The sequence below is a fragment of the Flavobacterium sp. UW10123 genome (assembly GCF_040538975.1).
GTDB lineage: Bacteria > Bacteroidota > Bacteroidia > Flavobacteriales > Flavobacteriaceae > Flavobacterium.
This window is the reverse complement of sequence record NZ_JBEWQE010000001.1, coordinates 23,941-40,090: the sequence shown is the minus strand read 5'-3', so window position 1 is coordinate 40,090 and position 16,150 is coordinate 23,941. Positions and strand designations below refer to the sequence as shown.

The 16,150-nt window shown below is 31.2% G+C and carries 11 protein-coding genes; 3 read left to right on the top strand and 8 right to left on the bottom strand.

From position 1 onward, the window contains the following. Positions 1-165 precede the first annotated feature (165 nt). The 3 genes from ABXT06_RS00160 to glsA all read left to right on the top strand — a co-directional run bounded on the left by ABXT06_RS00160 (position 166) and on the right by glsA (position 4,297). The gene (locus ABXT06_RS00160; RefSeq protein ID WP_354588941.1) at positions 166-2,349 is read left to right on the top strand and encodes a carboxy terminal-processing peptidase; all 2,184 of its coding nucleotides are present in this window, start codon (positions 166-168) and stop codon (positions 2,347-2,349) included. 92 nt (positions 2,350-2,441) lie between these two features. Continuing rightward, entirely contained in the window at positions 2,442-3,227 is a 786-nt protein-coding gene (locus ABXT06_RS00155; protein ID WP_354588940.1) for a DNA/RNA non-specific endonuclease, read from the top strand. A gap of 44 nt (positions 3,228-3,271) precedes the next feature. Further along, on the top strand, positions 3,272-4,297 hold the full coding sequence (gene glsA, locus ABXT06_RS00150; protein WP_354588939.1) for a glutaminase A: 1,026 nt from the start codon (positions 3,272-3,274) through the stop codon (positions 4,295-4,297). A 64-nt stretch (positions 4,298-4,361) separates the two neighbouring features. On the opposite strand, the gene rpe is transcribed toward glsA, so the two are convergent. From rpe to ABXT06_RS00110, 8 genes are all read right to left on the bottom strand, one after another. Continuing rightward, positions 4,362-5,024, bottom strand: coding sequence for a ribulose-phosphate 3-epimerase (gene rpe / locus ABXT06_RS00145; protein WP_354588938.1), 663 nt, complete (start codon positions 5,022-5,024; stop codon positions 4,362-4,364). Between the two features lie 435 nt (positions 5,025-5,459). After that, positions 5,460-6,323, bottom strand: a complete 864-nt coding sequence (locus tag ABXT06_RS00140) for a sigma-70 family RNA polymerase sigma factor (RefSeq protein ID WP_007804760.1) — start codon at positions 6,321-6,323, stop codon at positions 5,460-5,462. Between the two features lie 173 nt (positions 6,324-6,496). Beyond that, positions 6,497-8,284, bottom strand: coding sequence for a hypothetical protein (locus ABXT06_RS00135; protein ID WP_354588937.1), 1,788 nt, complete (start codon positions 8,282-8,284; stop codon positions 6,497-6,499). A gap of 17 nt (positions 8,285-8,301) precedes the next feature. After that, positions 8,302-9,492 (bottom strand): DUF4249 domain-containing protein, encoded by a 1,191-nt coding sequence (locus ABXT06_RS00130; RefSeq protein ID WP_354588936.1) that lies wholly within the window; start codon positions 9,490-9,492, stop codon positions 8,302-8,304. 13 nt (positions 9,493-9,505) lie between these two features. After that, positions 9,506-10,732, bottom strand: a complete 1,227-nt coding sequence (locus ABXT06_RS00125; protein ID WP_354588935.1) for a DUF4249 domain-containing protein — start codon at positions 10,730-10,732, stop codon at positions 9,506-9,508. Positions 10,733-10,736: 4 nt separating this feature from the next. Beyond that, on the bottom strand, positions 10,737-13,520 hold the full coding sequence (locus ABXT06_RS00120) for a TonB-dependent receptor (RefSeq protein ID WP_354588934.1): 2,784 nt from the start codon (positions 13,518-13,520) through the stop codon (positions 10,737-10,739). Further along, a complete protein-coding gene (locus ABXT06_RS00115) occupies positions 13,521-14,264 on the bottom strand; it encodes a hypothetical protein (protein WP_354588933.1) in 744 nt (247 codons plus the stop codon). 291 nt (positions 14,265-14,555) lie between these two features. Next, positions 14,556-16,148: a hypothetical protein gene (locus ABXT06_RS00110; protein WP_354588932.1), complete on the bottom strand. Its 1,593-nt coding sequence runs from the start codon at positions 16,146-16,148 to the stop codon at positions 14,556-14,558. Between the last annotated feature and the right edge of the window lie 2 nt (positions 16,149-16,150).

The following is a 16,150-nucleotide window of genomic DNA, read 5'->3' as shown; positions in this document are numbered from 1 at the left end:
AAAATTAATCACAATTATTTGCGATAAGTCACAAATAGTGCAAAATTTGTCAACTAAGGTAAAGAACTTTTTTGCGAATTAAACATTTTTATATCTTTAACAAAAAATTATCGAAGCGTTAGCTCTCGTGGCATAGTTTTTAACGTAACTTAGATAAAAAAATTGATGAATGCTATTATAAAGTTTATGAAAAGAAATTATAAGATACTCATAGCCGTATTGTGCTTATCGCTTACATTATTTGCATTTAAGATGAATGCTGATAGGACAATCGACCCAGATCCGAATAGAGACAAGACACTTTTAGAATTACTAGCATTTGTTATTGAAAAAGGACATTATAGTCCAGCAGAAATAAATGATGAGTTTTCGAAAGGTATTTTCAAGGATTATATTGATGCTTTAGATCCTTCAAAAAGATTTTTCCTTCAATCAGATATTGATGAGTTTAAGCAGTATGAATTAATGCTTGATGATCAGTTTTTGAATAAAGATATCACTTTCTTCAACCTTACTTATACAAGGCTGATGAAGCGTATGGAAGAAAGCAAAAAACGCTACAAAACGATTTTAGCTCAGCCATTTAACTATAATGTAGATGAGAATTTTGATGCGGATTATGAGAAAATGCCGTATGCAAAAAACTTAACTGAGATTAATGAAAGATGGAGAAAACAAATTAAATTATCGACTCTTTCTTCTTTAGTTACCAAACAAAAAATTGAAGAAGAAAAGAAGAAAAAAGATCCAGCTTACAAAGAGAAATCTTTTGAAACTTTAGAAAAAGAAACTCGCGAAAGCTCTTTAAAATCTCTTGATGATAATTTTAGTGTAATTAAAGATTTGAATAGAGAGTACTGGTTCTCAGTTTACTTGAACTCTATTATGGCTCGTTTTGATCCGCACACAAGTTATTTTGCACCAGAAGAAAAAGATCGTTTTGATGTAAATATCAGCGGAAAACTAGAAGGTATTGGAGCTCGTCTGACTAAGAAAAATGATTTTACTCAAATTGACGAATTAATTTCTGGAGGCCCTGCTTGGAAAGGTAAACAGCTTGAAGCTGGAGATTTAATCTTGAAAGTGGCACAAGGGAACGAAGAGCCAGTTGACGTTGTTGGTATGCGTTTGGATGATGTTGTGAAAAAAATTAAAGGCCACAAAGGAACTGAAGTAAAATTGACCGTTAAAAAAGTTGATGGTTCTATCAAAGTGATTTCTATCATTAGAGATGTTGTTGAAATTGAAGAAACTTATGCTAAATCTAGTGTTGTTGAGAAAAACGGACTGAAATACGGAGTGATTTATCTTCCGAAGTTCTATATCGATTTTGAAAATAAAGACGGACGTGATGCAGGAAAAGATATTGCTCGCGAAGTAGAGAGATTGAAACAAGAAAACGTTAATGGTATTGTTTTAGATGTTCGTGATGATGGTGGGGGATCTCTTTCTACAGTTGTTGATATTGCAGGTTTATTTATCGAAGAAGGACCAATTGTACAGGTTAAATCTGCTGGTAAAAAGAAAGAAGTTTTATACGATAAAGACAAAAAAATCGAATGGGATGGTCCATTGGTTATTATGGTAAACAGTTTTTCTGCATCGGCATCTGAGATTTTAGCGGCGGCAATTCAGGATTACAAACGTGGTGTAATTATCGGAAGTAAACAGACTTACGGAAAAGGAACTGTTCAAAATGTATTAGATTTAAATCAGTTTGTGCGTAATGCAAATTATGGAGATCTTGGAGCATTAAAAATTACTGGACAGAAGTTTTATAGAATTAACGGAGGTTCAACTCAGCTTGAAGGAGTTCATAGTGATGTTGTAATGCCAGATCGTTATGCTTACCTAAAAATGGGTGAAAGAGATATTGATAATGCAATGCCTTGGGATAAAATTGATCCAGCTGATTACAGCACTTGGAATTCTAATGAGAATTTTGCTAAAGCTATTAATAACAGTAAAAACAGAATCGCTCAAAATCCTCAGTTCAAATTAATTGATGATAATGCAAAATGGATTGATGTTAAAAACAAAGAAAACGTTTATAGCTTGAATATTAAGAGTTTTAAAGAAACTCAAGAACAAGTTGAAAACGAAGGAAAAAAATATAAGCCAATTTCTGATTACAAAAACGATCTGATTTTTAAATCGCTTCCTTATGAAGATGAAGAAATGAAAGCAGATGCTTCTTTAAAAGAGAAAAGAGATGCATGGCACCAAGCATTATCTAAAGATGTTTATGTAGAAGAGGCTTTAAATGTATTAGATGATTTACAAACAAAAAGTTTAGTAAAAAATACAGTTAGTCCAAAAATGAAAAAGGATAAACTAGTGAAGTCTTAAGTTCGAGAAAGAATTTAATTTGTTTAAAAACGCTCTATAAATTTTGAATTTATGGAGCGTTTTTTTGTAAGTTCGCTTTTAAAAATAGAAATATGAAAGGTTTTTTAAGTTTGATTTTGCTGAATTTTGCATTACTATCATGTAAAAAAGAAAATGCAAAAATTAATGAAGAGATGAATAGTAATGAAGTGGTTACTTTTAAAGCAAATTCAACTCACAAAGATTCTTTATATACCATTGCTTATCTTCCGACTTCGACAACAAAACAGATTGTAAAACATCAATATTACACGCTTTCTTATAATGAAAAGTTTGAGCAGGCCGAATGGGTAGCTTACGAACTGAAGAAGGAATATTTAAAAAACAATGATTACAAAAGACCTTACTTTATTGAAGATCCAAAAGTAACTACAGGCTCTGCTGATTGGAGAAATTATAAAAAATCAGGTTACGATAAAGGTCATCTTTGTCCTGCTGGTGATATGGAGTTCAGTAAAGATGCTTATAATGATACTTTTTATACGTCGAATATTTCTCCTCAGAAAAAAGAGTTTAATGCTGGAATTTGGAATAGAATAGAGCAGAAGACTCGCTATTGGGCAGGAAAATACAACGATATTTACGTAGTAACTGGCGGAATTGTGAAAGATTCGGATAAAAAAATAGGTATGGAGAAGGTTGCTGTCCCTAAATATTTTTATAAAATTGTTTTGGCTAAAACTGGCAAAGAGCACAAAGCAATTGCTTTCTTAGTGCCAAACGAGAAAAGTGATCAATCCATTTATGATTTTGTTGTTCCAATCGAAACTTTAGAAAAAATGACTGGAATTGATTTCTTTCCAAATCTTAAAAATCTAAAAAGCAGTAAAGATTTTTAATTAAATACTGTTTACCTACAAATTAATCTAGAATATAAATAAGAATGCCTTTTTTTAAAATGAACAAGCAATTGATTTTTGCTGGTTTAATGATTGCTTTTATCATAAACCACGGCTATAGCCAAACAGCACTGAATAAACAAAATATAGAAAATACTCTTAACGACGCTTTCAACAAATTTAAAGATTTAAAAGAAGGAAAAAATGCCGACTATATTAAAGAGCTAGCTAATGTTGATCCCAATATTTTTGGTATTGCAATTGTTACTGCAGAGGGAGCTGTATATACAAAAGGTGATATAACGTCAATGGTTTCAATTCAAAGTATATCGAAAGTATTTACGATGGCAAAAGTGATTGAGCAAGAAGGTTCACAGTTTTTGCAAGACAAAATAGGAGTAAACGCAACTGGATTGCCATTTAATTCTATTGTTGCAGTAGAAATGCATAAAGGTGATAAAATAAATCCTCTTGTAAATCCTGGAGCTATTGCAACCACGAGTCTTATTCGAGGTAATGATTCTATAGCAAAATGGAAGGAAATCCAGAAAATTCAGAGTGACTTTGCCGGAAGGCAACTTTCTATGAATCGTCCTGTTTATATAAGTGAGGCTAGTGATAATTTGCGAAATCAAGCTATTGCACATTTGTTATTGGCTTATAACAGAATATATTTTGATCCGGTACAAGCAACAGATCTATATACGAAACAATGTGCATTGAACGTAAATGTAAAGGATATTGCTACAATGGCGGCCACATTGGCAAATGGTGGCGTTAATCCTATTACAAAGAATAAGGTGGTTAGTCAGACAACTGTAATGTATACTTTGCCTGTAATGGCAACTGCAGGCCTTTATGACAATTCTGGAATTTGGCTATTTAATTCGGGACTTCCAGCAAAGAGCGGAGTTGGAGGTGGAATTTTGGCTGTATGTCCTGGTAAATTCGGAATTGCTGTCATTTCACCGCCATTAGATGAATCTGGAAATAGTTTGAAAGCTCAGAAAGTCATTCAATATGTTGTAGAAAAACTTAAAGTAAATCCTTATTGGATCGAGCCTAAGTAGGTTTTATATAAAAAAGAAAAGTCCAAAATTATTTTTGGACTTTTCTTTTTTGTTTTTTGAAAATTTAAAAAGCAGTAAGACTTTTTAAATTAGCTATGGTTTCGGTCGGGTTTTCAGCTTTAAAAACAAAGCTTCCGGCTACTAAAACATCTGCGCCAGCTTCTACCAATTGTTTTGCATTTTTGCTAGTCACACCACCATCAATCTCTATTAGTGTTGAAGCGTTTTTACGTGTTATAAGCGCTTTTAGTTTCTTTACTTTGTCGTAAGTGTTTTCAATAAATGATTGTCCTCCAAATCCTGGATTTACACTCATTATGCAAACTACGTCGATGTCATTAATAACGTTTTCTAATAAGTCAACATTTGTATGTGGATTCATTGCTACTCCAGCTTTCATTCCTTCAGCTTTAATTGCCTGTAGTGTTCTGTGTAAATGTGTACAAGCTTCATAATGTACGGTTAATCCGTTTGCTCCTAAATCGGCAAAAGTTTTAATGTAACGATCTGGATCGATAATCATTAAATGTACATCGATATATTTTTTAGCATGTTTTGAAATTGCTTCTAAAACTGGCATTCCAAACGAGATGTTTGGAACAAAAACTCCGTCCATAATATCGATATGAAACCAATCAGCTTGGCTGTTGTTAATCATTTCTGCATCACGCTGTAAATTGCCAAAATCGGCAGCAAGAACTGAAGGGGCAATAAGTGTATTTTTCATTGTATTTGTTTGTGTGTTGTTTGATTGCAAAGATAAAGTTTAACCGCAAAGTACGCTAAGATTTACGCAAAGTACGCAAGGTTTTTTTGTTTAATAAATAACGCAAAGAGCGCAAAGTTTTTTCGCAAAGTTCACAAAGCTTCTGAAATTATTTAAGAAGGCAAAGTTCACAAAGCTTTGTGAACTTTGCTTGCTTCAAATACTTAAATAAAATCTTTGTGAACTTTGCGAAAAAACTTTGTGTACTCCGCGTTACAAACATTTCAGCTAAATGATAAAAATAAAAAACTCCGGTAATCAGCCGGAGTTTCAATCATCAATCAAAAAACGAACAGTCAATCAAACTGTTGTTTGCGGTAAAATTCCAATTTAAAATAACCAAATTCCAAGCCAATTGTAATTTGGGATTTAAAATATTGAAATTTATATTGTTTATTATCCTAAATAAGTTTTAAGGATTTTACTTCTAGAAGTGTGTTTCAATCTACGGATTGCTTTTTCTTTAATCTGACGAACACGCTCACGAGTAAGGTCGAAAGTTTCTCCAATTTCTTCAAGAGTCATTGGGTGTTGATCGCCAAGACCAAAATACAAACGTACAACATCTGCTTCTCTTGGAGTTAATGTTTCTAAAGAACGTTCGATTTCAGTACGAAGAGATTCGTGAATTAATTCTCTATCAGGATTTGGAGATTCACCAGAACGTAATACGTCATATAGGTTAGAATCTTCACCTTCAACAAGAGGTGCATCCATAGATAGGTGACGCCCAGAGTTTTTCATAGACTCTTTTACGTCGTTTACAGTCATGTCAAGTTCTTTTGCAATTTCCTCAGCAGAAGGCGGACGCTCGTTAGATTGCTCTAATAAAGCATACATCTTGTTGATTTTATTGATAGAACCAATTTTATTTAATGGTAAACGTACAATACGAGACTGTTCAGCTAGAGCTTGAAGAATCGATTGACGAATCCACCATACAGCGTAAGAAATGAATTTGAAACCACGAGTTTCATCAAAACGTTGAGCCGCTTTAATTAAACCTAAGTTTCCTTCATTAATTAAGTCAGGAAGAGTTAATCCTTGGTTTTGATATTGTTTAGCCACAGATACTACGAAACGTAGGTTGGCTTTTGTTAGTTTTTCTAAAGCTCTTTGATCACCAGCCTTTATTCTTTGTGCTAATTCTACCTCTTCATCAGCGGTAATTAGGTCAACTTTTCCAATTTCTTGTAGATATTTATCTAACGATGCAGTTTCACGATTAGTTACCTGCTTGGTGATTTTAAGTTGTCTCATGTTGTTGTCTCCCTATTTTTAAAGTGTACAAATGGTTATACGTAAGGAGTATCGAAAAAGTTACAAAAAATTATCTTATTTTTTTTAAAATTAAAAATTTTAATTGTCTGAAAATACAAAAGCCTTGATTTACAATATAATCAAGGCTTTTATTTATTTGTTTTTTACTGTAATTATTTTACTGTAATATTTTTAGAAACGTAAACTGGGTGTCCATTTTCAGTAAAACCTTCTAGAACGACCTCAAAATTTCCTTTAATATCAGAAGTGTAAAATGACAAATTTTCTTCTTTTGTATTTAGTTTAATATCTGGTTTCCATAATAATTGATATCTGTAATCAGGAATTCTCTGTAATTTATTTCCTGATGAATAATCAGGATTATTATAAACTTTTTCAGGATTAGGGCGTTGAAGTTCCATTGTCTTTAGATACTTCTTCGCATAATTCTCTGAAAATTCATTGTTTTTGGTTTCGAAACTAATTAATCCGCCATATAAATTTGGACCATATACATAAGGTTCTGTAATTAAACTAACCTTATTGACATTTGCCATGTTGTACTCAAAAAGATCACTCGGATCTTGAATTAAAAGTCCGTCAACAAGTACCAATGGTGGCCCAAAAATTTGTAAATCTTTTTGATTGTTTCTTATAAAGAGCTGATATTTTCCATTATTTCTTCTATAATAAAGTTCTACAATAATCTCTACTATGTTTTCTTTTAAAGTTGGAAATCGGGTGTAATCGTCTAAAACATATGATTTCTCTATTGTAGTGAAAAAAGGATTCATAACAGCCTCTGTTACCAAACTGTCTTTCTTGATTTGATAGTAGGCATTTTGAATTTGACTTGCTGTTGATCTTTCTTCAATGTCATTTTTTAATTCTGGCGACAAATTCAGTTTTGAAGTGAATTGTAATGATGCGACATCAAATTTTGGAAATGGGTCAAGATTGACCGTATAATCATTTCGGTTTTCATCAATTACCTGCAAAATCGCGTTTGGAAAATTTGGAAACTGATCCAGTAAAAATGCAAATTTTCCTTGAGTATTTGTTTTAACAATTTTCAAAACATATTCTTTTCCAGGCAGAGATAATGCAATTGATTTATTGGCGATATCTCGGTTGTTTTTTGAAGTCAGGCTTCCCGTGATTAATTCAGACCTAATTTCTGGAATATAATTTAAACTGTTTGGTGTATTAACGTAGTTCTCAGTAGTTTTTTTTGCAAACTCCGTTGCTGTTAATTGCTGTAATGTTGGAATTTGATCTGTTTTTCGTATAGAAACAGAATAGTTTCCTTTTTCAATAGTTTCAGTCAAATGTTTTAGTTTTAAACTGACTTTTTCTCTCGTATAGTAGCTTTCTTTATCAAATGCAAAATCTATTCTTTTATCATTTGCAATGTTAGAATTTGTCGTCTGAATTGCATTCGATTTTGCTGGATTGGTAATGTCGAAAGTGATATTGTCATTTGGTTCTTGAGTCTGAAATGGATTAACGATAAAAATATCAATTTCATACTTTTGAGAATTAACATTATTAAGCATCCATTTTGTATAAGCTACAACTTTATAATTCCCTGTTTTTAAGGTTGTAGGTATAAAATAATCTCCAGTTCCAATTCCTTTATCAAGGTATATTTTGTTCTTTTGGAGTGATTTTTTTTCACTGTCAATCAATTCAACATAAGCAATTTTGCTTATTAGGCTAGTTTTATTATTTAATGGATTTAGACAATATAATTTGAAATATAATGTCTCACCAGTCAAAAAAGTTGTTGTATTTGAATGGATAAAAATAGTTTCCTGATCTGTAATATTAGGTAATGAATTTTTGTTTTGTAAGCTCTGAGCGCTAGCAAATTCGATTTGAGTAAACAAAAGCATCAAAAGCAGTAATTGTTTGATTCTAATTGAAAAATTATTTTGGCTATGTATAGAAAAGTGTTTCATGAGATTTTAAAATTGTATTAATCTACCCAAAAAGGAGGAATGATATTAGAAGAAAATGAAGTACAGTCTCCACATGGAGTATTTACCATATAATAAAGATTTTCAACTTCGCTTGAAGAATAGTATGCTAGTGTGTAAGTATTAATTCGTGAGCGTAAAATAGCGCCTTTACATTCGGGGTTCGCTGCATCATCACAATTTTTAAAATTCTGCATTAGACAATTGCTTTCATAATATGGCGGTAATGGTTCTTTAGGAAATAAATCAGCATAATTAAAATAAATTCTTTCAGACGAAACCGCAGAAACTTCAAAAAAACCAATAACTTTCTCGTCCGAATTTTCATCTGATTTTATATTTCCGTAAAAGAAGCCTGGTTGTTTTGGGGAAAGTATATTTCCTGAAGTTGAGGATATATCTCTCATCGTTTTGTAAAAACTATAAGAGGCTAAAGTTTGGATATATTGCTTTACGAAAATTGTATATCGATGAGATATAATATAATTTTGGTCACTAATGAAACGAACAGGGAAATGAACTCTGTCTTCACTGAGATTATTTGTACTATTCAAGATAATTTCTTCAGATTTTTTACTAGAATAGCATGTTCTTGTTTCTTTTGTTCTCGGACTTATGATGATAGAAGTTCCATTTGTTGTTGCTTTCCGAGAATCCCACATCGGAGCTATAATTTTATAAGTTTCTGTGTATTCATACCTATAATATTTTGAGGTATTAGTAGGGTCATAACTATTTACGTTTATTTGAACACCTCTTTGTCCGTTAACCGTTTCTACGGTTGCGGTTACATTATCAATTTTTGTTTCTGTCGTTAAAGTTTGTTGATCTGAAGAATAATTTTTGGCTTCTTTTGTTCTAATTTTTAATTGATATTTTCTTCCTGGTTCTGCTTTGAATGGAGTTATAGATGCGTAAACAGTGTCTTTTTCTTCAAATTGATATTCTGTTCCCTGATCATCTAAGATATATACGTTTGCGCCAGTTTCAAATTTCGGCCCTGTTTCTTCTAGTTGATAAACTTTAGAAATTTTAATTGTTTGATTTTTAAACTCATTTGTAATCGTGCCTTCAACGACTAGTGCACTTTCAAAATCACCATTCTTAAAAGCATATTGTTCTGTGCAGCTATTAAAAATAAGTGACAGAAAAAATATGACTAATATTTTATATTTAATATAATATTTCATGTTTTTTTGAAATTTATTCTACCCAAAAAGGAGGAACAATATTAGATGAAAACGTTGTACAATCGCCACATGGAGCTTTAACCATAGAATAATCAAGTCCAGCAGAAGATAAATAGACTAGATAACGACTACTTATACCAGAACGTAATTGAGCACCGCTACATGGTGGGTCTCCTATGCAATCTCTGAATTCTCTAACTGCGCAATCACTTTCGTAATAAGGCGGAAGCGGTTCTCTTGGAAATAAATCCGCGTAATTAAAGAAAATCCTCTCTGAAGAAACAGATGATACTTCAAAAAAGCCAATTACTTTTTCAGATGGATTCTCTACAGACTTAATATTTCCATAGAAAAATCCAGGTTGTTTTGGAGAAAGGATACCTCCTGAACTCGATAAATTTTTTAAAGTTTCGTAGTAAGTGTACGCTGCTAAATTTTGAACATATTGTTTTACGAAAATACTGTAGCGATAGGTGATTATGTAGTTTTGATTGCTAATAAATCGTACAGGGAAATTCACTCTGTCTTCACTAAGATTATTTGTGCTATTCAAAATAATCTCATTAGATTTTTTTGTAGAAAAACAAGTTCTGGTTTCTTTTTTTCTGAGGCTTATTACAATGTCTTCTCTTGCTGGAGAACCAGGAAAATCTTCAGCAGGGTTTGCAGGAACTGCAGGAACATTAACTATATTAGTTTCAAAAGGGCTCCATAATGGGGCTTCTATTTTGTACGTTTCAACATATTCGTATCTGTAGTATTTTGAGGTATTGCTCGGATCGTAACTTTTTACATTAATCTGTGCACCCCTTTGTCCATTTACACTTGTTGCAATTGCAGTGACATTGTCAATTTTGGTTTCGGTAGTTAGAATCTGTTCGTCAGAGGTATAGTTTTTACCCGCACTTGTTCTAATTTTTAATTGGTATTTTCTTCCAGGTTCTGCTTTAAAAGGAGTTACAGATACGTATATAGTATCTTTTTCTTCAAACTGATATTCATTACCCTGATCATCAGAAATAAAAACATTTGCCCCTTTTTCCATTTTTGGGCCACTTTCTTCAAGTTGATACACTTGAGAAAGTCTTATTGTTTGATTTTTAACTTCATTTGTAATAGTTCCTTCGACAACAAGAGCACTTTCAAAATCATTGTTCTGAAAAACATACTGTTCTGTACAACTGCTAGCGACAAGTACAAGAAAGAATAAAAGACTAATTTTATATATGAAATTTTTCATGATTTTAGAACTTGAAATTGTAAGTAATACTAGGAATTGGAATAGAAAAAATAGATGTTTTGTAAGCTTTAATCTGTCCTTTATCAGTAACAAAAAATACCGAGTAAGGATTGTTTCTTCCTAAAACATTATACACTGAAATATTCCAAAAACTATGAGCTAACTTTTTAATTTTATGATTTCCTTCGATATTTAGACCAATGTCAAGTCTGAAATAATCTGGGATTCTAAATTTATTACGATCACTATATAAGGTGTATTGCTCATTACCGTAATCGTATTTTCCAATCGGGTATGTAATTGGTCTTCCGGTTTGGTATGTAAAATTACTTGAAAAACTATAACGCTTAGTAATTTTATAATTTAAAACAGCACTGAAATCATGCGGTTTGTCAAAGTTTGAAGCAAAGTATTTTCCGTTATTTACTTTTTCTTCGTTAAACTGGCTGTCCAATTTTATTAAAGATCTTGAATACGTATATCCTAGCCATCCATTTAATTTTCCAACTTGTTTCTTTAACAAAACTTCGACGCCATAAGCTTTGCCTTCGCCTTGTAAAAGTTCAGTTTCTATATTTTCATTTAACAATAATTCGGCTCCAACTTTGTAATCCAGAATGTTTTTAGATCTTTTATAATATCCTTCTAAACTAAGTTCAACATCACCACCTTTTAAATTTTTATAGAAACCTAAAGAAACTTGCTGCGCACTTTCTGGTTTAACGTTTAAATCTGAAAGCTTCCAAATGTCAGTTGGCGATTGTGTGGTGTTGTTAGATAGTAGATGGATATATTGATATGTTTTGTCGTAACTCGCTCTTACAGAAAAATCATCTGTAATAAAATATCTAGCAGCGACTCTCGGTTCAAGTCCACCATACCTTTTAATTACTTCATTATTGCCATATGTTTTTGTATCAATTACAGTTGCATCATTAATAGGTGCATTATCTTGATAAATTCTTTGAGTAGATTTTCCTAAGGCAGCAAAAGTAGAATAGCGCAAACCAAAATCAAGAAGGAATTTGTCGGTTATTTTAAAATTGTCACCAATGTATGCTGCAGATTCTAGTCCTTTTTCTGTTTCTACATCAATAGGGACTAAAGAAGATTCAGGATTTGCCGGATTTAAATATCCAGGATCAACAGAATATAATTTTGTTGAAATACCGTAACTAAATTTGTGTTTTTGGTTGTATAAATAATTCATCTTGATCATTGCCTGAGTTTCATTGATTTTATATCCAAAATCAAAATTGTTTACTCCTTCAGACTGATAATCAATGTTGAATTTATATTCGCTATTTGTAACAATCAGAGAACCTTTGTTTTTCTCATTAAAAGTGTGATTCCATTTTAAGCTTGCTAATCTATTGCTGTACTTGTACAATGAATCTGAAGACACGCTGAATTTATCGTGGCTGTAATAAAGCGTAGACTCAATATCATTATTTGTATTTATTTTATGATTGTATTTTAGAATTAAATCATAAAACGAAGCTTGGCTATTTTTTAAATTTTCATCATCTAGACTTTTTAAAATATAATCTGAATAAGTTGCTCTTCCTCCTGCAACTAAACTTGATTTTCCTTTTACGATAGGAGTTGAAACCATTAAATTGCTGGTAACAGGACCAATGCCACCTTCACCTTGAAATTCGTTGACATTTCCGCTTTTTGACGAAATATCAAACACAGAAGATAGCCTTCCTCCAAATTCAACAGGAATACTTCCTTTATAAATGTCTACTTTTTTGGTTGTATAAGGGTTTAGCGCTGTAAAAAAGCCAAAGAAATGTGACGGATTGTATAAAGTAGCATGATCTAATAAAAATAAATTCTGATCCTCTTTACCTCCTCTAACATTAAATCCTGCAGAACCTTCTCCAGCCGTTTTAATTCCAGGCATAGTCAATGCAACCTTAAGAATATCACGTTCGCCAAGTACCAAAGGAACATTTTTAATTCCTTCAGAATCTATTGTTGTTACTCCAGTTATAGCAGATTTTGCGCTTTTACTTTTATTGGTTTTAATAAGTACTTCGTCCAGTTGGTTTATATTGTCTGTCAAAGAAAAATTTAATGCACCATCGTTATAAACCATTATATTTTTAGTGACCTTATTATAGGAGAAACTTTCGGTTTCCACTACATTTAATCCTCCTGGCACTTGCAAGCTATAGAATCCTTTTTTGTCTGTTACAGCAGAAAATTCAGAATTTGGTATTTTTACCACAATATTGGCAAGGCCAGAATTGTTTTTTCCTCCTTTTATGAATCCAGATAGGGTATAAGTAGATTTCTTTTTTTGGTTTTTGACTTCTTTACCAATAAGAACAAGATCTCGAATATTTTTATTTGGATTTCGTGAGTTTGTCTTTTTTATCGAGTCGTATTGCTGATAAAATATTGGGGTAATTTGCCCGTTTTCGTCTCTTTCAATCGGAATACCAAAATAATCATCGGGTAATTGACTGTAGATAATACTGTTATTAGTTACTATAACTTTGTTTTCAGAAATATAAAAGTTAAAGCTCGTATTTTGAAAAACGTCTTCAAGAACTTCACCAATTTTAACCTCTTTATATTGTTTAGTTATAGAAGTGCTATCGTTTTCAAACCATTTTTCATCAAAATAGAATTTGTAATAAGATACTTTTTCAATGTCTTGAATAGCAGTTTTTATATTGGCATTTTTAAAATCAACAGATATTTTGTCACTGATTACTTGAGAATATATTATTTGTTGAAAGGCAATTAGAAATAGAATAAGAGTAATTTTTTTCATTTAATTAGAACTTTTTTTTAAAAGACCATTGATTTGTTTCGTTAGATTTTCCATGAATTGGGGCTTGTTGGAACGTTCTAAATTTTTATCGGTATTATAAATATTGTTTATTTCTTTCTTAAAATTTGGAAAAATTTTCTTGAAATCCTTTTCTGTTTCAACCTTATAGAAATAGTTATTGTATTTTAAAATATAATTTATTTTATAAATGAAATTATAATAGACAATATCTGCCTGAAAAGACTTTACCTTTTCTTTAGAATGCTTGATGTAAAGAGAAACATTGTCTCCAATGTATGTTTCCTCATAAATACCTTTTATAGTAGAAGGAAATTTTTCTGATTCTTCTTTAAGGTTAACAAATTTTTTGTTTTTAATAAAGAAATAATCAACCTTGGAGCTAATTAGGTTTATAGGTAAATTTTCCGAACTACCATTCTGTTTATAGATGACTTGATCAAGAAGAATGTCGTATTTAAGATTGACATTAGAATAAATCTGATCTTCAAAGCTGATGTCACCAATATTAAATTCCTCAGTATAATATCTGTGTTTTCCAGCTAATGGACGAAAAGGTTCGCTATGAACTATTCCATTATTAATATTTAAATTGTCTTTTCCGACTGTTTCGTCGAAGTAATCGTATAGTGAGGATTTTTCAGCAGATTGAGAGTGCGCATACGATATGTTTAACAGGCTTGCAAATATCGACAGATAAATGACTTTTTTTTGATAATTTTTCAAAGGAAATGTAATTTTTGTTTTTGGATTGATGATTTTCAAAAGTATTAAAAAAATGTTATAAAAATAACGTAATATTGTTAAAATGTAATAAAAATTATATGAATTGATTTAAAATTATATCTACAGTATATTTTTTGAATAAAAAAGGAAATTGGGTTGAAAAGGCAGGCAGTGTTAAGCCTCTAATTTTCGGATCATTTTAATTAAAAATAATATTTGCTTATTTAAACTGAAAACCCCAATTCGATAAAGAATGAGGGTTTCTATAATAGGAAACTAAAATCTGATTGCTTATTCCGTTTTGAATATTTTGTAAAAATGAGCATAATTTCCTGTTTCGGTAACTCCTTCTAAGATGATTTCGTAATCACCGGAAATATCAGATGTATAAAAAGAAATCATCATGTCACTATTTTTTAAAACTATATTAGGTTTCCAAAGTAGTTGATATCTATAGTCAGGAACTCGGCTACGGGTACTTGATGCTTCATATTTTGGTTCAAAATATACTTTTGCAGGTTCCGGCCGTAAAATTGTCGTTTTTAAAATATGTTTATCAGTATAAATAGTGGCAAAATCGCTATTTTTTGTAGTGATACTAACGATTCCATTATATATTTTAGGGCCATAACAGTAAAGTCTGTCAACAACGCTAATGTTTTGAATTTGATAAGCATTGTAATTTAACAAGGCACTTATATCTTGAATTTGTAATCCATCAACCAAAACAAGACATGGTTCGGTAGATTGTATGATATTGTATTTGGAATCGCTTAAATATAACGAAGGGACTTGATTGTAATCTTTAAAATTAAGTTCAGTAACGATTTCTATTATTGTTTCTTTAAAGGTTCTAAATCTTTCAAAATCATCAAGATTATAATTTTTTTCGGTAGGTTGAAAAAATAAATCTGTATTAGCAGCTTCAATAATACTGTCTTTTTTCTCTGAAAAATAAACGTTTTCGACCTGAGTTGCTAGGGAACGATCCTGAATCGCTTTTAAATTTTTGCTAGAAATAGAGGTCTTCTTGGAGAAAACTAAATTTGATAAATCCGGACTTGGTGTTTTATCTATTGCAATAGTATAATTTTCTCTGTCAGGTCCTGATAACTGTACATAACAGTCTGATGTACTGGTTTGTTTATCTATTAAAAAAACAAATTTTCCGTTGATGTCTGTTTCGGCAGTCTTGAAGATGAAATTTTTTCCTGGGACAGATAATGTAACTATTTTGGAATCTAAATTAGAATTTGCGACTTTCGGAGTTATATACCCAGTTATAATTTCGCCTCTTGTTTCTGGAAGTATCTTTATTTCTTGTTTTAAATTTATATCAGTATTAATAGTTTCATTATCTGTATATGAATGAATATGATCTATTTTCCTAATATTTAAAAAATAATTTCCTCGATCTAATGTTTTGGGCAATACAAGAGTTGCTTTTTCTCTTTTAGAATATTTTTCTTTATTAAGGCTCAAAAGAATATTTTCAGATGTGTTTTTATAAGCATCAGGTTTTTTAGAAGTTGTATCAATTGTCATATTGATACGCTCCTGAAATGGATTTATGACAGTAAAGTCTTTTTCGAAAAAGTTATTTTGACTATTGTTTAACATCCAGTTCGTATATGCTATAAGTTTATAGTTTCCTGTTGTTAGTGTTGTCGGGATAAAATAATCGCCTGATCCAATTCCATTTTTCAGACAGATTTTATTTTTAAAGACACTTTCTTTTTTATCATTAATTACTTCTAAATATGCAATTTCACTTATATCAGAAAACACATTCGTTTTATTTAAACAGAATAATTGATAGTATAATGTTTCTCCCGTTAAGACTACCGAGGCATTGGTTTTAACTAATAATGATTCTGTACTCAAAA

Coding starts and splice junctions, on each gene's coding strand:
- ABXT06_RS00135 (WP_354588937.1), bottom strand. CDS start 8,284: ATGAAACACTTTTCTATACATAGCCAAAATAATTTTTCAATTAGAATC.
- ABXT06_RS00120 (WP_354588934.1), bottom strand. CDS start 13,520: ATGAAAAAAATTACTCTTATTCTATTTCTAATTGCCTTTCAACAAATA.
- glsA (WP_354588939.1), top strand. CDS start 3,272: ATGCCTTTTTTTAAAATGAACAAGCAATTGATTTTTGCTGGTTTAATG.
- ABXT06_RS00140 (WP_007804760.1), bottom strand. CDS start 6,323: ATGAGACAACTTAAAATCACCAAGCAGGTAACTAATCGTGAAACTGCA.
- ABXT06_RS00130 (WP_354588936.1), bottom strand. CDS start 9,492: ATGAAATATTATATTAAATATAAAATATTAGTCATATTTTTTCTGTCA.
- ABXT06_RS00125 (WP_354588935.1), bottom strand. CDS start 10,732: ATGAAAAATTTCATATATAAAATTAGTCTTTTATTCTTTCTTGTACTT.
- rpe (WP_354588938.1), bottom strand. CDS start 5,024: ATGAAAAATACACTTATTGCCCCTTCAGTTCTTGCTGCCGATTTTGGC.
- ABXT06_RS00160 (WP_354588941.1), top strand. CDS start 166: ATGAATGCTATTATAAAGTTTATGAAAAGAAATTATAAGATACTCATA.
- ABXT06_RS00155 (WP_354588940.1), top strand. CDS start 2,442: ATGAAAGGTTTTTTAAGTTTGATTTTGCTGAATTTTGCATTACTATCA.